The sequence below is a fragment of the Bacillus sp. FSL E2-8900 genome, from assembly GCF_037966225.1.
Classification (GTDB): Bacteria; Bacillota; Bacilli; order Bacillales; family Bacillaceae_G; genus Bacillus_A; species Bacillus_A cereus.
In genome coordinates this window covers 3,144,436-3,164,605 of record NZ_CP150193.1, presented here as the reverse complement: position 1 = coordinate 3,164,605, position 20,170 = coordinate 3,144,436, and the positions used below count along the sequence as shown (strand labels likewise).

The window sequence follows — 20,170 nt, the reverse complement described above, 5'->3', positions numbered from 1 at the left end:
AATTCGACAAGTTAATAGAGGCCGGAGATATTTGAGAAAAGCCATAAATTTATTTAGGGACACAGGAGTGTATTCTAAATAATTTATGGCTTTTTTTATTGAATGAACCGTACAAAATAGGGAGTTACATGTGAAAAGGAGGGCTATAGAAATTAAATAGGATAATACTAGTTTTCTATATTAATAATATAGAAAACATTTGTAAGATTGGAATTTTAATATAGGTTTATAAAAATAATGAAAGTGTGTCTTCTGTTTCGTATAAATCTCATTAGCTTGTTGAAATTTGCAACGTAGGAAGGGTTAGAAGGATGAGAAAGATTATTAGCGTTTTAGTTATTTTCTTTATGACGGGAAGTATCTTTGCTGGGGGAGCTGTTCATGCGAAAGCAGAAGGAAAGCATGAATGGAATACGAATAAGTTTTTAAATATTGCACATCGCGGAGCAAGTGGACATGCACCTGAGCATACTTTTGCTTCTTATGATTTAGTGAAAAAAATGAAAGCGGATTATTTAGAGTTAGACATTCAATTAACAAAAGATGGCCAATTAATTGCAATGCATGATACAGCAGTTGATCGCACTACAAATGGAACAGGAGAAGTACGCGATAAAACGTTAAGTGAAATAAAGAGTTTAGATGCTGGGTCATGGTTTAATAAAGCGTATCCAGAAAAGGCTAAGCAAGAGTATGTTGGGCAAAAGGTTCCAACTCTTGAAGAAATATTCCAAAAATATGGAAGAAGTATGAAGTATTATATTGAAACAAAATCACCAGATGTGTATCCAGGAATGGAAGAGAAATTGTTGGCGTTGTTACAAAAATATAATTTAGTAGGCCAAAACATGTCTTCTAGCCGTGTTATGATTCAATCATTTAGTAAAGATAGTTTGAAAAAGATTCATAGTATGAATGAAAATATTCCGTTAGTTCAATTGCTTTGGTATTATCCAAATGAAAACAATGAAATTGTTGAATGGTCTGGTATTACACATGAACCGAAAAGTGTAACAAATGATGATTTTCAAGAAATTAAAAAGTATGCAGCTGGTATTGGACCAAACTTACGTAATGATAACGGAGAACTAATTATTGATGAGTCATATATGAAAATGGCTAGGAAAAATGAACTGTTAATTCACCCTTATACAATTAATGAGAAACCCGATATGAGACTGTTAATCAAATGGGGTGCTACAGGAATGTTTACAAATTATCCGGATCGATTACATAGTGTATTGAAAGAAAAATAAGTAAAAAAGGGTATACCAGTGTTTTAGGTATACCCTTTTTAATCTAACTCCCCGATAAACAGAATCTCTTTTTCATAGCATTCATCTGCATCATAAATAATTTCTTGAAAGTGAAGCGTTTTGAAGGAATGACAAACTGATATTTTCCATGTCTCCCAAAAATCAATTTCATTTGAAAGAAGAATCCATTTTTGAAATTCACTATCTCTATTAAAGAAATTATGAAAGTAGTCCTCATTTTTAAATATAATGATTTCCGAATCCCACAAATTATTTATAGAAATCAAAACAACAACTCGATATGTATGTGTATCGCTCGGTTTCATATTTATTAAATGATTTGCTTGATTTAATAAGGTTTGAATACATAACCGTTTTACTTTTCTAGGTGTTTTACGAGAGTCAATAAAAGCTTGCGAAACTGGCAATAGCATATTCCAATATTCATCGTTATAGAAAGTAGAAGGGAACGTTTTTGTATGTTCCTCAATTCGGTTTATCATAGTGTTTGTTTTTCGGTTCATACCACGTATTTTCTTTTCACGCATTGTGAGTCATCTCCATAAATTTTTGTAATGCAGCAGAGTGATATATATCTTTTCTAGTAATAAAAGTAGTAGGAACTTTTTTGAAGCTATTTGGTAAAGGATTGAATGATATGTCATGTTTATGACCACTTAAAATAGACTTCATCATAATTGCTATGCCCATACCTGATTTTACACATGCGAGAATCGCTTCAATTGTTCCAAACTCTAATACTCGCTTAGGTGAAATTCCTTCTTCTTGAAGCCAATCTTCTAATAAATTTCTATAATAGCACCCATGACTAAATGCAAGTAAATTCATGTCTCCTATGTCTTTAAAGGAAGATAAAGGCTTTTTGCTAATGAGAACTAATTCTTCTTCACGAAATATATTTGTATGAAGTTCAGCATGCTGAGTAGAGCCAGCTATAAACGCTCCGTCCAGTTTTCGTCCTAGTACAAGCCTAATCAATTGTTCCGTCGTATTTGATTCTAAAATCAATTCGACTTTTGAGTATTTCTCATAATAGGCCGTTAATATAGATGGAAGTCTTACAGCGGTTGTAGATTCTGTACATCCAATTTTTAAAGTGCCTCTTGGTTCGATCCCATTACTTTGAACTGCTTTAACAGATTGATCCATTAAGTAGATAATTTGTTTGGCGTATGTTAATAAAATCTCACCGTTAGAAGTTAAAGTTACACCTTTTCCGTTTCGGTAAAATAAAGGCACACCTAATTCGTTTTCTAGTTGTTTCATACGCATTGTTACGCCAGACTGTACATAGTTTAAATTTTTAGCTGCGTGAGATATGTTTTTTTCTTTCGCAACTTCGTAAAATACAGTTAAATCTTTTATATCCAAATATCATCCCTCCAGAAAAGGTATCATTTTTTTTGATGAATTACATGATAAATCTTTATTTTATATGATATCAGAACTTTCATACAATGGAAGGGGATGGAGGGATTATTGTGTTAATGGAAGAAAGGGTGAATAGTACTTATAAGTGGGTTATGTTAATTTTTGCGACGGTTGCTCAAACAACAGCGACACTTATAACGTATGGTGTTGGAGCGTTTGCTTTATTTTGGAAAGAAGAATATGCACTTACGAATACGGAGATTGGATTGTTAGTAAGTGTTGTAAATATAGGACCGCTATTTTGTATGCTTTTTGTCGGGCGGCTACTTGATCAATACAATGAAAAGTTGTTAATTTCGATAGGTTCATTTTTACTAGGAGGTTCGTTTTTACTGACTAATATGGTCAATGGATTTAATGGGTTACTCTTTGTACTTTTATTAGTAGGAACGTTTTATAGTGTTTCGCAGCCAGGAGGAAGTAAGGTGATAATGAAGTGGTTCTCAAAAGAAAATCGCGGGTTAGCGATGGGGATTAGACAAGCCGGTATACCGATTGGTGGTACATTAGCGGGAGTATTGATCCCGGTTCTTACAATAAAATATAATATGGCCTATGCGGTAAATAGTATTGCATGTATTTGTATAATTGGAGGGTTTTTATTTTTTATATTTTATAAGGAACCATATATTCAAGAGAAAGTTAAACAAGAACGTAGTAAACTTTCTTTTTGGATGCAGTTAAAAGAAGTGATGTGTAAAAAAGAGTTATATGCAATTTATATAACTGGCATTTGTATGATTTCATTGCAAATGGTGTTAGTTGCGCACTTTATAAAATTTTTAGTATTGGAACAATCAATCACGCCAATTTTAGCTGGAAAAGTATTTTCCGTTATGTTCTTTTCTGGAATGGTTGGTAGGGTTATATTAGCAGCTACTAGTGATTTATTTTATAAGGGGAATAGGCGTACCCTCTTATTTATAACTGTTTGTATTTCTATTTTCTTCATTCTAATATTAGTAATGAGCATACATACAATAACGAATGTATTGTATGGTGTAAGTGCATTGTTAGGGTTCTTTTCAATTGGATGGTTTAGCCTTTTTATAACTGAAGTTGCGGAATCAGCAAGTGAAGAATCGGTAGGGATGACAGTGAGTTTTGCACTTACATTAAATCAAATTGCCATTATTGCTGCGCCTGCTTTATTTGGTTATATTGTAGATAAGAAGGGATATACGTATGCGTGGTTATGCATAGTTGTATTACTAACTATTTCAGCGGTTAGCTTATATAGGAAGTATAGAAAATGAAGGAATGTTAGTAATGTAAATCTTTTATGAAGAAAGTCTAAAGAAATGTTGAATGAGCGACATTTCTTTTTTTATTTGTTGTATAATCAAAATGTAAATGAGATTCGTTTTCAATTTCGTTCATTACCTCTTTTGAAATTACCTGTAATTTTAGCCATAATTAGCTGTTTTTCTTTATCGTTATTTGCATGATTTATTTTATTTAAAAATTTTTCAGCATCATTTCCTTTTAATATTTTTATTTGTTTTCCGTAATATTCAATTAATACCATGTTATTTTTTGTTATCCGATAATGAAACATCTTATCATCTAAACGATTGCGTTTATCGGTGTTTTTCATATTACATCTCCATTCTTTTTAGTATGTAACAAATGTTACAAAAGAATTTGAAATTATAGTGTAATGCATCCGATTGTATGTTGGAAATTTTGCAAGAAAGAAATACAATAGAGAGTAGTCAAAATTGAAAATGAGAAAAAGGAATCTAGTTTTAACAGAGTGAATATTAAATAATATTATAATATACTTGATAATTAAAAGATATAAAATAGAATGGATGTACGTTAAGTGAAACTAGATAAAAGAGGGTTCCTAGTATGTTAAAGAAATGGTTAATCGTTTTCTTTATTTTTGCAGTTTTTTGTGGAAGTATTGTTACACTAATACATGCAAATAAAGGAAAAAAATATGATGCAAAGGCATTTTCTAATGTAAATAGTAAGCAAAAAGATGTTAAGCAGGAAATTGATGCGAATGAGAAAAAGCGTTATGAAATTGCAGCTGGAAAACTAGATCAGTACTTAAAAGATAAAGGATTTAATGGGAGTGTTCTTGTAGCAAGTAAAGGTCATGTAATTTTACGAAAAGGCTACGGTTATGCGAATGTGAAAGATCAAGTATTAACAACGCCAAGAACGAAATATCGCATTGGTTCTATTACGAAAACAGTTGTTGCAATATCTATTATGCAACTAAAAGAAAAAGGGAAGTTGAACATTGAAGACAATGTAAATAAATATATCCCATCGTTTCCGGCAGATAAAAACATTACGTTACGAAACTTGTTAACACATACGTCTGGATTACCAGAACAGGGACAAGGTAGTGTTGACGCAGCATCACGGTTAAAATTAGTAACGTGGATTGGGGCACAAACGTTACAATTTCCAGCAGGGACAGGATGGAAATATACAGATTATAATTATATGGTGCTTGCATATATTGTAGAAAAAATATCGAATAAACCACTTGCTGAATATGTGAAAGAAAATATTTTGACTCCCGTTGAAATGAATGAATCTGGAATGGGCGCAACACTTCCAGAAGATATTTTCTTAGCAGAAGGGTATACGAAAAAAGATAATAAGTTAATAGCCACGCCGCGCTTAAAAATGAACTGGCTGTATGGTTGTGGTGAAATGTATACGACTGTTGAAGATATGAAAAAGTTAGATGAAGCTATTATGGATGGTAAACTACTTTCTAAACAAAGTGTATCAGATATGTTTTCTGCATCACCTGCAAGAAAATATGGATTTAGTTTCTATATTTACCCAGATTATTATCATAACCACGGTGTATTAGCTGGCTGGAACACTTTTAATAATTTTAACTGGGATAAACGAACGTTTGTTATATTATTTTCTAACGTCCAAAATGGTATGAATGACGCATTTAATCAAGAATTTAGGAAAATGGCGAATGATTTAATAGAAGGAAAATAATTATAAAAAATCGGTATGGATATGTAATTATCAATACCGATTTTTTTATTTTGTAAAGTTTTACTTACTGAATAAAGTTTTACTTACTGAATAAAGTGAAACTTTATTCAGTGGAGGGGCTTTGTTCATCCCCCACTGAGTAGAAGCCCTCATCAATCGGGCTTTTACGGGCAGCAGGGCCCCCACCTAACTTTTTTGCTTGCGCTGAATTTTGAGGTGAGGGTCTTACTGCCCACAAATAGCGGGATAAATAGGTAAGAAAGGTGATTGGCATATGAATAAATCTAAATAGGTAGTTAAATGCTAAGTAATGCAAAGAACAATTGGTAATTTTTACATTGATAAAAAAGCTTGAGCTTCACACTATGTGAAGCTTTATATTATTGGAGACAAGAACAGGAGGTTGAAAAAATGAAAAAAGCAATAAAGTTTTGTTTAATAGCTACATTATCTACAACAATTATTAGTGGATGCTCTTTTGAGGGTAACAATGAAAATGTTAAAGGGAAAGAAGGGGAAAAAGTAGAGGTACAGAAAAATGCTGGGAAATATACGATGCCAGATGAAAAAGATAAACATGAAGGTACATGGCTGCAATGGCCACATGAATACACATATGGTGAAGAGTATAAGAAGGAAGTTGAACCTATTTGGGTTAAGATGGCAAGTGCTTTAACTGAGGGTGAGAAAGTCCACATTGTTGCATATGACCAGGAAGAAAAAGAAAGAATCAATAACCTTTTAACAGATGAAGGGTTAAATATGGAGAAGATTGATTTCTTTATCGCGCCTACTGATGATGTATGGGCAAGGGACAGTGGACCAATTTTTGTTTATGACAGCAATAAAAATCTCAAAATATTAGATCCAGCATTTAATGGTTGGGGGAAGAAAACACCTTATAAAAATGATGCTCAAATACGTAAGAATGTTAGTAAACAATCAGGAATTGAAAGAGTTGATTGGGGGAAATTTGTCCTTGAAGGCGGCGCAATTGAATTAGACAGCAATGGGACTGCTTTATTAACTCGAAGTGCAGTAACGAATAAAAATAGAAATCCTGATTTATCAGAAAAGGAAATTGAAAAATATATAAGTGACCTTGGGGTATCAAACTTTATTTGGTTAGACGGAGTACCTAATTTAGATATTACGGACTTTCATATTGATGGATTTGCTAAATTCCATAATAAATCTACCATTGTAACGATGAAAGAAGATGACCTAGCCGAATGGGGTTTATCTAATAAAGATATGGATACATTGTTAGATGCAAAAAATGCTTCAGGACAGAAATATAAGTATGAATACTTGCCGCTTAGTAAAGAAAAGGTTGCTTTAGAAAATGGAAAAACTCTCGATTATAAGGGGTCGTATATCAATTATTATATCGGAAATACAGTTGTATTAGTGCCTAATTATAATGATCCGAATGATAAAATTGCAAACGATACGATTCAGAAGTTATACCCAGATCGTAAAGTAGTCGGTATTGATGTGAGAGAGTTGTATAAAAACGGCGGTATGATTCATTGTGTGACACAACAACAACCCATTGCATTGAAGTAATTGATTGTAATTTCGTTGTTCTGCTATATAGACAAAATAGGTGGAATCTTATTACCTATTTTGTCGTTCCTTATTATTTATAATAATAAAATTTTAATATAATGATAAAAGAATTATAGTGTATATTCACTTTTCGTTTTATATGGTAAAGGGGAAAAATGTTTGTGTTAAAAAATTTTAAAATAGTGTTTTCGTATTTCCCTATCGTTTTACAGTACATTTTAAATGTAGCTTTAATTTGCTTAGGGTTTATTCTAAGTGTGTTTCTTATGAAAGAAGTCATTCAGTTTATACAAGAACTGAAATTGGATGGTAATGAATCGAGTTATCATTTAATTGATAGTATCGTCGTATTCTTTCTGTACTTTGAATTCATCGTAATGATTATAAAGTATTTTCAAATGAATTTTCATTTTCCATTACGATATTTTATATATATAGGTATAACAGCTATTGTGCGTCTCATCATTATAGATCACGATAGTCCGTTAGATTTATTGTTATATGCCTGTGCAATCTTTGTATTAATTAGTGCATTGTTCATTGCGAATTCTAAAATGATGCGTCGGGATTTAGAATAGTGACATTTGTTGTTGAATTAAATAAGATATTTTATCTTTTTGCAAAAAAGGAGTAACGGTATTGAAAGAAATAATCTTAACCAGCCTCATAATGATAGGGTTTATGATTCTATTATTTAATTGTATACTTTCATGATTTAAAAGAATAAAAGGTTAATAGAGAAAGAGGTTTTTGTAAATATGATTCATTACAATAATCAAAATAGTTTACATTTATAAGTTTTGCATTTATAGGTATTGAAGCAATAGGGGTTGAAATTGAAGATCCCTTTGGTCAGGATCCAAATGATCTTCCGCTAGAAGGAATTTGTATAGGAGTAGAAGCGCATTTGGTGAATCTATATAATCAAAATGATCTATTAGAAGTAATGGGTTTGAATCTTGATAAAAAAATCATTTAATCATTTATTGTTGTTTTAAAATAGGTTATTTAAAAACTTGTCAAGAGTCAATTTAAGGCTTAACGTCAGCTTTATATTTTTTATATAAATATATAATATTCCTCCATGCTATAATCCATTCATGAAATGTACATGTTGCATGAGTTGGAATGAAAAAGACATGAATTGAGGATTAGTTGGCTTTGTGAAATCAATTATGTAACTACTATTAAAAAGCGAGGTAAATAATATGGAACAAAAACATAATGGAATTATTTTTACTGCAATACCAGACGAATCAAATGAATATTATCAACCATTTTATGAAGACTTGATTTACTTTAATGAATGTTTAAATGAAAAGAAATCAATTGCGGATCAACTTATATCTTTATCTGCTGAAGAACAAGACTTTCATACGAGCTGTTTTGAGTATGATGATATTTGGCTAAGAGATGTTGCACCGGTTGTCACAAATCATCTAGTTAAATTTAAATATCGACCAAATTATTTACCAGATGATCAAGGGCGATATTTAGATCAACAATTTAATAAATGGTTGAAAAAGAATGACTTTGAATATGAAAAATCCCCATTAATATTAGATGGCGGTAATCTTATTTGGAATAAAAAAGATACTGTAATATTAACAGAACGCATATTTGATGATAACGATGATTGGACAGAAGAGGAAATTATTGAGCAGTTAGAATGGGATTTAGATGTGAGCCGAGTTATTATTATTCCTGCTGAAGAAGGGGATGTACTAGCACACGCAGACGGAATGGTTAAATTTATTGATGAACATACAATGTTTATTAGTGATTTTTTAGGGGATCATGAATTTAGATATAGTGTTCAAGAGATTATTCAAGAACAAATGCCAGAAGCTGAATTTATAGTTGTTCCTTCATCATATACAGAGAAAGGACAATATGATCAAGAGATAGCATCAGCAAAAGGGTTGTATATAAATATGTTAGAATCATGTGATGCTCTTTATGTTCCTAAGTTTGGACTAGCTAAAGATGAGGAAGTTTTACGATATATTCAACAGTATACGGAGAAGCAAGTTATTCAAATTCATGTAGGAGAAATATCAACAATGGGAGGCGCAATGAATTGTTTAACGTGGTATTGTCCAAGCCATTTGTTACCTTCAAAAATGAGAAGATTAAAAAATCAGAATGAAGATTTTTCAATGAAGAAGATTTTTGATTGGTTTTAATAAATAAGTAATGAAAAGAAAATCTATTCAAGGAGTATTGATATGTATACCATCGCTGAGTTTTCTCGGATTTGTAAAATGAGTACGCGGATGTTAAGACATTATGACAAAGAGGAGATATTAAAACCGGCATATGTGAATCCGGTTAATGGGTATAGATATTATGAACAAGAGCAGCTGGAAGTAGCGTTGAAAATCAAAAAGTTAAGGGAGTATAAATTTCCTCTTCCAAAAATTAAAATTGTTTTGCAGTCATCAGATCAAGATTCGTTTGTTCAACATATACAATCACAAATTATCGAGTTGTCTCATGAAGTGAAGCAAAATTTACAGGTTATTTCAGAAATGAATGAAATGGTAAAGGTGAATAGTAGTCTAAATATTGCTCGTCATAGAAATTACGATATATTAATGGGAATGAGGAATGAAGTAACGATAATTACTCAAAGAGTAAAAATAGATATAGATGATATGGATGATTATTTTTATGACTTATATGAAGAGGTACAAAAAAATAATTTTCAAATAGTCGGTTCACCATCTGCAGTCTTTTATGATGAAGAATATATTCCAAGTAACAGTGATATTGAATTAAGAATCCCGGTTATGCAGGGGAATGATGAAGACGTAGCACAAGAGTATGAAATGAAACAACTAAGTCCACATCATATCGTTACTACTATGCATTATGGAAGTTACGACTATATAGGTTACGCTTATATAGCGTTAGAAGAATGGATTGAAAGAAATGGGTATGTGATAATTAATTCGCCATATGAGGTTTATATAAAGGGATCTGAATGTGATTGTTTAGCAGAAGAGTATGTGACACAAATTTGTTTTTTAGTTACGGAAATAGAATGAGAATAAGGATTGACATTAACATTATGTCAATCCTTATTCTATGTACGAAAGCAATTTATCATAATAAAAAGGCGAAATAAAGAGTCACCTTATAAAGTTGCTACAAGTAAATGAAGATATTCCTGTTGACCTTAACACGATGTCAAAGTATAGACTGGACATACATTCATATAAGGGGTGAACACGTATGAGAAATATAGAAAATAGTTTGTATTATATGCCTGCGGAATGGGAGAAACATGAAGGTACATGGCTCCAATGGCCACATGATAAAACACATAGGGGTGAAGGTTACAGAGCTAAGTTAGATGATATTTGGATATCGATGGCAAAGGAGCTTCACTATGGAGAAAATGTCCATATTGTTGTATGTGATGAAGAAGAAAAAATACATGTCCAATCGAAGTTAATGGAAGCTAACGTGAATATGAATAAAATTGATTTCTTAATTCAAGAAACTGATGATATTTGGATAAGAGATAACGGACCAATCTTTGTAAAAGATAAAGAAGGGAACCGCTATCTAACGCACTGGATATTTAATGGTTGGGGAGATAAATATCCGTACGAAAACGACGCTAATATTCCGAATAAAATAAGTGAAATGTATCGCATTCCAAAAGTTGAATCTAGTGTCTGTTTAGAGGGCGGGGGAATTGAGATAAACGGAAACGGGACCTTAATGGCGGCGGAAACGTCTATTATAAATGAAAATCGAAATCCTACACTAAGTCAGAAAGAAATTGAAATGGAGTTAACGAAATATTTAGGAGTAACGAATTTTATATGGATAACTGGTATACGCGGAGAGGATAATTATGATGAAGATACAGATTATCATATTGATGGCGCGGCACGGTTTGTAAATGAAAATACGATATTGTATGAATATGATCCTTTCGGTGAAGGAGAGTCATATCTTTTGGAGGCGTACGAAAAGCATTATCAAGAATTGCGACAAGCAAGAAATATAGATGGCAAGCCATTTCAGCTCATTCCAGTACCAGTAACAAGAAAATTGGCAAAAGAAGCAGATTGTAAAGGATCGTACTTAAATTTTTACATTGGTAATGAAGTTGTATTGGTACCTATATACGGTGATGAACATGATAAATTAGGGCTTCAAATCATTGAAGGTCAATTTCCAGGGAGAAGAATTGTCGGTATATATGTTAACGAATTGTATGCATACGGTGGTATGATTCATTGTGTGACGCAGCAGCATATAGAATAGAGTAATTCAAATAAAAAGCATGCAGAGCATATACTCTGCATGCTTTTTATAATGTTGAAAACTCCTCAACAAGTTGAGTGAATTGTTTCAATGCACTTTCAATCGGTTCTGGCGTAGTTAAATCAACACCAGCTTTTTTCAATAGGTTTAGTGGATAGTCAGAACTTCCACCTTTCAGGAATTCAATATAATTTTTCTGAGCATTCGGATCATCACTTAATAGTTTATCAGCGATTTGAATGGCAGATGCGAATCCAGTTGCATATTTGTATACGTAAAACGGGCGATAGAAATGAGGGATTCTAGCCCATCCGTATTTTACTTCTTCATCAAATACAAGTGAATCACCGTTATATTCTTTAAATAGCTTTTCATAAATTTCACTGAAGACTTGTGCATTTAATGGTTTACCTTGTTCAGCCATTTCATGTGTGATTTTTTCAAATTCTGCAAACATAATTTGTGTAAAGAAAGTACCTTTAAATTTCTCAATAAAATGGTTAATTAAATGGTTACGCACGTCCGTATCTTTTGCTTCTTTTAATAAATAGTGAATTAATAACACTTCATTTACTGTAGAAGCGACTTCTGCGACAAAGATAGAATAATGTGCAGAAATTCTTGGTTGGTATCCATGTGAATAGTGCGTATGCATACCGTGACCGCATTCATGAGTAAGAGTGAACAGGCTGTTTAAATCATCGTGATGATTTAAAAGAATGAAAGGATGAACGCCGTATACACCAAAGTTATAAGCACCAGAACGTTTTCCTGGTGTTTCTCTTACGTCTATATATCTTTTATCTTTAAAACTTTTTAATGTCTCAATATATTCTTCTCCTAAAGGAGCTAGTGATGCAATCATAATGTCAAATGCTTCACTATATGGGATGTCTTGTTTTGCACCTTCTACTAAATCGACGCCTAAGTCGTATTGTCTTAGTTCATCTACGTTTAATTTTTCTTTTCGAATTTCATTGTATGTATGTAATGTTTGAATGTTTTTTTTCGTTGTATCAATTAGGTTTTCGTATACTTCTTTCGGAACCATATCGCCAAATAATGATTTCTCTAGCGCTGATGGATAGTTTCTTAATTTCGAAACAGTAACATTATTTTTAATAGCAGCGGATAAAGTAGATGCGATGGAATTCTTTAACTGAACATATGGTTTGTAATATGCTTTATAAGCTTCTTTACGCTTTTCACGATTCGTATCTTCTATTAACTTTGCATACATTCCGCGTGTTAAGTTCACTTTTTCTCCATCGTCAGTCGTCACTTCACCAAATAATATATCTGCATTATTTAACATACCAAATGTGTGCTGTGGAGAAGAAAGAGCTTCACCCATTTGTGATAAAATTGCTTCTTGGTCCTTATTCAATACGTGTTTTTTATAACGATATAATTCAAATAAGTCTTCTTTATAATATTGTAAGCCTTCTGTATCTTCTATATAAGAATGTAATGTGTTTTCGTCTATGCTAAGTAAGAAGGGGGAAAAGAAAGATTTCGCTGCACTTACTTTCACGTGTAATTGTGATACTTTATCGACAAGAGATTGCGCGTCAGTATCGCGTGTATCAAGGTCAGATTGTAATCGTGCATAAGCGAACATTAAAGATATTATGCTAGAAATTTCTTCACTCTTCGTTAAATAAGCTAATAAACTATTGCCATTGTGAATATTGCCATTAAACTCGTGTAATTCCTTCGTTAATACTTCAATTTTATGAAAATCACTTTCCCAATCTTCAATTGTATGGTAAATGTCTGTTAAATCCCATTTTTCTATATCAGCTACTTGTAATCGATCTTTAAGTTCTGTCATAATCATTTCCTTTCTAAACATGTAGTTATATTTCTATATAACTATGAAATACAACAAATTGCAAAAAATCCCTGCTGAAAATTGAAAAGCCTTGCTAAAATAACAAGGCTTACATACTTATAGTGTAATTCCGAATTTTGAATGTAAAAGGTTTGTATATTGCATGTCTGTAACGGTTTCTTTCGTTTTTTTACCATTTTTCGCTACTGTAAGGCTATCTTTCGTTAAAGAGGCATGCCCATCTTCAGTTAGTTTTACAATAAGAGGTACTTTATTAAAGGGTGATCCTTCATGTTCAACGATAATTTTTTGTGCTATATTTGCTTTTTCTTCATCCACTTCTTCTATATAAAATGCATAGCCTAACGTCCAATCATCAGCAGAAGATTGATCCAAGAACTCATTGTTTTTCCGCATCTCTAAAATGTAGTTTCCCTTTTCGGTCATTTCTTTACGAATACGATAATCTCCTGTAACAGAGTGAATGACTTCACCTGAGAAAGGGACAGGGGCAAGAGGTAAGTATGATCCGAATCCTACTTCAATTAAATAAAGTTCATTATGATGTGTTAAAACGGTTGCGATATGGCCAGAATCAACAGCCCATATGGAGTTTGCAGCGTTATAAACTGTTCCTGGAACGAGATGAACATCGAATCCAGAATCTTTCAGGAAGTAATACATAGTAGGATTGAGTTCATAACAAAGACCGCCACGGTTATTTACTAAAATTTTCTCTTTCAAATTTTCTTTTGATATTTCTTTAAAATTCTTTTCGAGAATATTTAAGTTTTCAAAAGGAACAGTTTGTGCCATTGCGTACATAATGTTAGATAAATCTTCAAATGAAACTGTGTCTTTTTCTTCTATATGTAATCGTGCGAAAAATTGTTTTTGAAAGTCTGTCATCGAAATCCCTCCGTTATGCTTTTATAGGTAAATTGTAAACAATCTTGAATAGGATGTGAAATGAAAACTACGTTGAATATTTGAAATTAGATTAAAAATAATATGGGAGAGTGAGAGATTGCTACTTTACTAACGGTGGGACGAATATTATAATAATTCTGATAAACTATGCAAACGCTTTCTTGGAAGGGGATGGTGTACAGATGTTTAAAAGAATAACAATAGTCGGATTGTCAGTTGTTATGTTTTTACCTAGTATATATGAGGGGAGTAAGGTATATGCAGACACAGTTAACAATGGAACGTTAATGCAGTATTTTGAGTGGTATTCTCCGAATGATGGGAATCATTGGAATCGTTTGCGTACTGATGCTGAAAATTTAGCGGAAAAAGGAATTACATCTGTTTGGATACCACCTGCATATAAAGGAACTATGCAAAATGACGTAGGATATGGAGCATATGATTTATATGATCTGGGGGAATTCAATCAAAAGGGCACAGTGCGGACGAAATATGGGACGAAAGCACAATTGAAATCTGCAATTGACGCTTTACATAAGAAAAACATCGATGTATACGGTGATGTAGTTATGAATCATAAAGGTGGGGCTGATTATACAGAAACTGTCACAGCAGTTGAGGTAGACCCGAGCAATCGAAATAATGAAGTATCAGGTGATTATGAAATTAGTGCGTGGACGGGATTTAACTTTCCAGGGCGTGGAGATTCTTATTCTAATTTCAAATGGAAATGGTATCATTTTGACGGAACGGATTGGGATGAAGGAAGGAAATTAAACCGAATTTATAAATTTAGGGGCATAGGTAAAGCATGGGACTGGGAAGTGTCTAGCGAGAATGGGAATTATGATTATTTGATGTATGCGGATCTTGATTTTGATCATCCAGATGTTGCGAATGAAATGAAAAAATGGGGAACGTGGTATGCGAATGAATTAAATTTAGATGGTTTTCGTTTAGATGCTGTTAAACATATTGATCATGAATATTTGCGCGATTGGGTAAATCACGTTAGACAGCAAACAGGGAAAGAAATGTTTACAGTAGCTGAATATTGGCAAAATGATATCCAGACTTTAAATAATTATTTAGCGAAGGTTAATTATAATCAATCTGTGTTCGATGCACCACTTCATTATAATTTTCACTATGCTTCAACAGGAAATGGGAATTATGATATGAGAAATATTTTAAAAGGAACGGTAGTTGCGAATCATCCTACACTTGCGGTTACTCTAGTTGAAAATCATGATTCACAGCCTGGTCAGTCATTGGAATCTGTAGTGAGCCCTTGGTTCAAACCGTTGGCATATGCATTTATTTTAACGCGTGCAGAGGGGTATCCTTCTGTTTTCTATGGTGATTACTATGGTACAAAAGGAAATAGTAACTATGAAATTCCAGCGTTAAAGGACAAAATTGATCCGATTTTGACGGCACGAAAAAACTTTGCATATGGTACGCAGCGGGATTATTTTGATCATCCAGATGTGATTGGCTGGACAAGAGAAGGTGATAGTGTACATGCTAATTCTGGTTTAGCAACATTAATCTCTGATGGACCAGGAGGGGCGAAGTGGATGGATGTTGGAAAGAATAACGCAGGGGAAGTATGGTACGATATTACGGGTAATCAAACAAATACTGTAACAATTAATAAGGACGGATGGGGGCAATTCCAAGTAAGTGGAGGATCAGTTTCCATATATGTTCAGCAGTAATTTGGTGATGAAAAAGAAGAGGTAGACTGAAATATAAGTTTTCCTCTTCCTTTTTACATTCTGTATAGTTATAAAAGTATGACACCTTTACTTCTCACGTAACATATAGTATGATGATTTCAATAAATTAGATTTCAATGACTATAATATAACTTAATGAGAGGTGCTTTTTGTGAGTGCGGTAGGTATTAAATAGGAAAAATTTAATGAAATAAATCGGATAAGACCAGGGGATTTTTATGTACATCATACCCCTAATTTTGTCATGCATTTATTTCAAAACCTATGAAGATACCTACAATACTTTATAAAGCGTGTAATAAGGGACTGCCATCTATTTTTTATGGCTTATTTCCTCATATGTTATTACACATGCCTTGTAAATGTAAAAGCTGCGGTATCCCCGCAGCTTTTTTGTATATGTTTTTATTGTATAATTATGGAATTTTATATATGACTCATTGGAATCTAATGAGTAGGTATCTTCATTTATGATAAAAATCAATCATAGTGAGGAGAAACAAAATGAATACGATGACTTTTGAAAAGTTACAATATAACGAATTAAAGGATATAGTGAAATCTTATTGTGTAAGTGGATTAGGTAAGGAATTATTAAACAAATTAGAGCCGAGTACGAGTATAAAAGTAGTGAGAAATCGGTTGAATGAAACGACAGAAGCACGAGCTATATTAGATGCAGAAGGGCATGTTCCTTTCTTCGGCATTTCTAATATTGCTAGTACAATTCAAAAATTAGAAAAAGGTATGATTTTAGATCCAGAAGAATTAGTGAGTGTTTCAGACTTTTTACGTGGATGTAGAAAGATTAAAAAGTTTATGTTAGATAAAGAATTTTTTGCACCAGTATTAGCTTCTTATGCAAATTCAATGACTGAATATAAAAGTATTGAAGAGGAAATTAACTTTTCAATTAAAGGAAATAGTATTGATGCAGCTGCAAGTAAAGAGTTAAAACGAATTCGAAATAATATCGATTCTGTAGATGGGAAAATAAAAGAACGTTTAACGAAGTTTTTAAATAGTAGTGCAAATAAGAAATTCATTCAGGAATTCTTTATTAGTAAAAAGGATGACCGTTATACGATTCCAATTAAATCTTCCTATAAAAACCAAGTTGCCGGAAGTATTATTGAAGCCTCGGCAAAAGGTTCTACTGTATTTATAGAACCGCATACGGTTACGAAATTGAATGCAGAACTAGCAGGTTTGAAAGCAGAAGAAGCGGTTGAAGAATATCAAATTTTAGCGACTTTATCAGGGATGGTATTAGAAAATATTTATAGTATAAAGATTAACATGGAGCTAATTAGTCAGTATGATATGGTATTTGCGAAAGCGAAGTTTAGTAAATCGATTGATGGAATAGAACCGAAGTTAAATGATCATGGCTACATTCATTTAGTGAATTGTAAGCATCCGCTTTTAACAGGGCAAGTTGTACCCTTAAATTTTAAAATTGGTCAAGAGTATCGTAGTTTAATTATTACAGGGCCGAATGCGGGCGGAAAGACAATTGTGTTAAAAACAATTGGATTGTTAACATTAGCTACAATGTCAGGTCTTCATATTGCAGGAGATAAAGGGACAAAAATCGCTATTTTTGAAAATGTATTTGTAGATATTGGTGATAATCAAAGTATCGAAAACGCACTAAGTACATTTTCATCTCATATGAAAAATCTTTCTGAGATTATGAGGATGTCAAATAATAATACGTTACTTTTATTTGATGAAATAGGGAGCGGTACAGAACCGAATGAAGGTGCAGCACTTGCAATATCCATTTTAGAAGAGTTGTACCTTGCAGGATGTATTACCGTTGCGAGTACGCATTACGGAGAAATTAAACGATTCTCAGAAATGCACGATGACTTTATGAATGCAGCGATGCAATTTAATAGTGAAACGTTAGATCCGCTTTATAAATTAGTTATCGGAAAATCAGGAGAAAGTAATGCACTTTGGATTGCGAATAAAATGAGCGTAAAAGAACATGTGCTGAAAAGAGCGAAAGAGTATATGGGAAATAAAGAGTACGCTTTAGAAAAAGTGAATGAAAGTAAAATTAGAAAACCGAAATTTGTACAAGAAAAAAGAGAATCTCATTATGAGTACAAAATCGGAGATCGTGTTAATTTATTGGATCATGATGATTTTGGTATCATCTATAAGGAAAAAGATAATTTTTATAACGTTGTTGTATATTATAACGGTGAATTCGTTGAAGTAAATGTGAAACGTATTACTTTAGAAGTAGCAGCGAAGGAGTTATATCCAGAAGGATACGATTTAAATACACTATTTGTTGATTATAAAGAAAGAAAAATGCAACACGATATTGAGCGCGGATCGAAAAAAGCACTTCGTAAAATTCAAAAAGAAATAAGAAAGAATAGAGGATAAGTTAAAATGGTAACGATTAGACAAGAACAAAAAAATGATTATAGAAAAACAGAAGAAGTCGTAAAAGAAGCATTTTTAAAGGAAGAATTTAGTGATAAAACAGAACATGAACTTGTAAAACGTATTAGAGAATGTGACGCGTTTGTTCCGGAGTTATCAATTGTTGCGGTAGATGAAGATATAGTTGGTCACATTATGTTATCGAAAATTACAATAGAACAATGTGGAACTTCTGTAGAATCGTTAGCACTTGCACCAGTTTCAGTTGCTAGGGGCCATCAGAAGAAAGGAATTGGTGGAAAACTGATTACGGCTGCTTTAGAAAAAGCGAAAGAACTTGGATACGGATCAGTTGTAGTATTAGGACATCCAGAGTACTACCCGAAATTTGGTTTTAAGAAAGCAAGTGAGTGGAATGTAAAAGCACCGTTTGAAGTGCCTGAAGAGGTATTTATGATAAAGGAATTAACAGAAAATGCTCTTCTAGGTGTAGAAGGAATTGTACAATATTCGAGTGCTTTTGCTGAGTAGGAGTAACGGTTAAGAAATGTAATCATAAAAGATGCTATCTTTTTGTATGGATATACAGAAAGATAGCTTTTTTTATTAAGCGGATCTACTGACGTATATTTTGCTCAATGAATAATTGAGGTGGTAAAATTGATATAGAAACGTAAAGGGAGAGAATGAAATGAATAAGCGAGAAACAGATAGCAATGAGAATGCAGTTACGTTATATGTTACAAGACACGGTAAAACAATATTAAATACGAATCATCGCGCGCAAGGTTGGGCTGATTCTCCATTAGTAGAAAAAGGTGTTGAAGTTGCCACAAATTTAGGAACAGGATTAAAAGATATTCATTTTATGAATGCGTATAGTAGTGATAGCGGCCGCGCAATTGAAACTGCTAATTTAGTATTAAAATATAGTGAGCAATCAAAATTAAAACTTGAGCAAAGAAAAGATTTGCGAGAATTAAATTTCGGTATTTTTGAAGGTGAAAAACTTGAGAATATGTGGGATGTGGTTGGAAAAGCTGCAGGCGTTGCATCACCAGAAGAACTTATGAAGTTTTCTATTCAAGAAGTGATTAATCTTATTAGAGTAGCAGATCCTACAAAACAGGCGGAAGATTGGGACTTATTTTCTACTCGTATAAAAACAGAGATAGATAAAATTAGTGAAGAAGCTGCTGGAAATGGTGGCGGTAACGTTTTAGTTGTCGTTCATGGGCTTTTGATTACTACCTTAATAGAAATGTTAGACAGTAGCAAAACAAAACTTGGAGTGGAAAATGCTAGTGTGACGAAAATTGTATATCAAGATGGAACATACACAGTCGAGTCTGTTGGAGATATGAGTTACGTTGCAAAAGGGAAAGAAAGTGTTGAAATATAATTAAATCTCCAATAGATATAAGAAAAGGAAGGTAGAGAAATCTAGCTTCCTTTTCTTATTTTTAATATATCATTTATTAATATGAATCGGAATATTCTGTTAAAAATTAACTATTGAAATTATTGTAATGGTATAATTAGAGAGTAGGAACAATAAATTAGTTTGCAGTGTATTGGAGTTGGAGGGACATTAGTCTAGCCTTACATTTCATCTCGGAATCTAAAGTAAGTATACGAGAAATAAAACAAAGTAAGGAATATGTGAATATGGATGGTACATAGTATGTGATTTATGTTCAGTTCTAAGG

At 32.7% G+C, this 20,170-nt stretch carries 17 protein-coding genes and 1 pseudogene; 13 read left to right on the top strand and 5 right to left on the bottom strand.

What is annotated here, in order from left to right; translation table 11 throughout:
• The first annotated feature begins 311 nt into the window (after positions 1-311).
• On the top strand, positions 312-1,256 hold the full coding sequence (locus tag NST90_RS16210; protein WP_025708896.1) for a glycerophosphodiester phosphodiesterase: 945 nt from the start codon (positions 312-314) through the stop codon (positions 1,254-1,256).
• A gap of 38 nt (positions 1,257-1,294) precedes the next feature.
• Here the strand turns inward: NST90_RS16210 and NST90_RS16205 are convergent, their stop codons facing one another.
• Positions 1,295-1,804, bottom strand: coding sequence for a DUF3916 domain-containing protein (locus NST90_RS16205; RefSeq protein ID WP_025708894.1), 510 nt, complete (start codon positions 1,802-1,804; stop codon positions 1,295-1,297).
• Positions 1,797-2,648, bottom strand: a complete 852-nt coding sequence (locus tag NST90_RS16200) for a LysR family transcriptional regulator (RefSeq protein WP_025708893.1) — start codon at positions 2,646-2,648, stop codon at positions 1,797-1,799. Before NST90_RS16200 ends, NST90_RS16205 begins: the two co-directional genes overlap by 8 nt.
• 86 nt (positions 2,649-2,734) lie before the next feature.
• On the opposite strand from NST90_RS16200, the gene NST90_RS16195 reads away from it, so the two are divergent.
• On the top strand, positions 2,735-3,964 hold the full coding sequence (locus NST90_RS16195; protein WP_033695104.1) for an MFS transporter: 1,230 nt from the start codon (positions 2,735-2,737) through the stop codon (positions 3,962-3,964).
• Between the two features lie 110 nt (positions 3,965-4,074).
• Here the strand turns inward: NST90_RS16195 and NST90_RS16190 are convergent, their stop codons facing one another.
• On the bottom strand, positions 4,075-4,305 hold the full coding sequence (locus NST90_RS16190; protein ID WP_025708891.1) for a hypothetical protein: 231 nt from the start codon (positions 4,303-4,305) through the stop codon (positions 4,075-4,077).
• 257 nt (positions 4,306-4,562) lie between these two features.
• Here NST90_RS16190 and NST90_RS16185 point away from each other — a divergent pair, with 257 nt between their 5' ends.
• The 7 genes and pseudogenes from NST90_RS16185 to NST90_RS16155 all read left to right on the top strand — a co-directional run bounded on the left by NST90_RS16185 (position 4,563) and on the right by NST90_RS16155 (position 11,546).
• On the top strand, positions 4,563-5,690 hold the full coding sequence (locus tag NST90_RS16185) for a serine hydrolase domain-containing protein (protein ID WP_000915192.1): 1,128 nt from the start codon (positions 4,563-4,565) through the stop codon (positions 5,688-5,690).
• 411 nt (positions 5,691-6,101) lie between these two features.
• Positions 6,102-7,259: an agmatine deiminase family protein gene (locus NST90_RS16180; protein ID WP_000709181.1), complete on the top strand. Its 1,158-nt coding sequence runs from the start codon at positions 6,102-6,104 to the stop codon at positions 7,257-7,259.
• 164 nt (positions 7,260-7,423) lie between these two features.
• Positions 7,424-7,840 (top strand): phosphate-starvation-inducible protein PsiE, encoded by a 417-nt coding sequence (gene psiE / locus NST90_RS16175; RefSeq protein WP_000916566.1) that lies wholly within the window; start codon positions 7,424-7,426, stop codon positions 7,838-7,840.
• A 209-nt stretch (positions 7,841-8,049) separates the two neighbouring features.
• A pseudogene (locus tag NST90_RS16170) lies at positions 8,050-8,241 on the top strand (bestrophin family ion channel); the annotation flags it as partial.
• Between the two features lie 229 nt (positions 8,242-8,470).
• On the top strand, positions 8,471-9,448 hold the full coding sequence (locus NST90_RS16165; RefSeq protein ID WP_025708888.1) for an agmatine deiminase family protein: 978 nt from the start codon (positions 8,471-8,473) through the stop codon (positions 9,446-9,448).
• 42 nt (positions 9,449-9,490) lie between these two features.
• Positions 9,491-10,312: a MerR family transcriptional regulator gene (locus tag NST90_RS16160; RefSeq protein WP_025708886.1), complete on the top strand. Its 822-nt coding sequence runs from the start codon at positions 9,491-9,493 to the stop codon at positions 10,310-10,312.
• Positions 10,313-10,499: 187 nt separating this feature from the next.
• The gene (locus NST90_RS16155; RefSeq protein WP_025708884.1) at positions 10,500-11,546 is read left to right on the top strand and encodes an agmatine deiminase family protein; all 1,047 of its coding nucleotides are present in this window, start codon (positions 10,500-10,502) and stop codon (positions 11,544-11,546) included.
• 46 nt (positions 11,547-11,592) lie between these two features.
• Here the strand turns inward: NST90_RS16155 and pepF are convergent, their stop codons facing one another.
• On the bottom strand, positions 11,593-13,380 hold the full coding sequence (gene pepF / locus NST90_RS16150) for an oligoendopeptidase F (RefSeq protein ID WP_006925387.1): 1,788 nt from the start codon (positions 13,378-13,380) through the stop codon (positions 11,593-11,595).
• A 117-nt stretch (positions 13,381-13,497) separates the two neighbouring features.
• Positions 13,498-14,289 carry an arylamine N-acetyltransferase gene (locus tag NST90_RS16145; RefSeq protein ID WP_044307092.1) on the bottom strand — a complete coding sequence of 264 codons (792 nt, stop codon included), beginning with the start codon at positions 14,287-14,289 and terminating at the stop codon, positions 13,498-13,500.
• 203 nt (positions 14,290-14,492) lie between these two features.
• Here NST90_RS16145 and amyS point away from each other — a divergent pair, with 203 nt between their 5' ends.
• The 4 genes from amyS (at position 14,493) to NST90_RS16125 (ending at position 19,863) form a co-directional block, all read left to right on the top strand.
• On the top strand, positions 14,493-16,034 hold the full coding sequence (gene amyS / locus NST90_RS16140) for an alpha-amylase (RefSeq protein WP_242266176.1): 1,542 nt from the start codon (positions 14,493-14,495) through the stop codon (positions 16,032-16,034).
• Positions 16,035-16,559: 525 nt separating this feature from the next.
• Positions 16,560-18,461 (top strand): mannonate oxidoreductase, encoded by a 1,902-nt coding sequence (locus NST90_RS16135; protein WP_025708875.1) that lies wholly within the window; start codon positions 16,560-16,562, stop codon positions 18,459-18,461.
• Positions 18,462-18,467: 6 nt separating this feature from the next.
• Positions 18,468-18,992, top strand: a complete 525-nt coding sequence (locus tag NST90_RS16130) for an N-acetyltransferase (RefSeq protein ID WP_006925380.1) — start codon at positions 18,468-18,470, stop codon at positions 18,990-18,992.
• 160 nt (positions 18,993-19,152) lie between these two features.
• Entirely contained in the window at positions 19,153-19,863 is a 711-nt protein-coding gene (locus NST90_RS16125; RefSeq protein ID WP_025708871.1) for a histidine phosphatase family protein, read from the top strand.
• Positions 19,864-20,170: the final 307 nt, after the last annotated feature.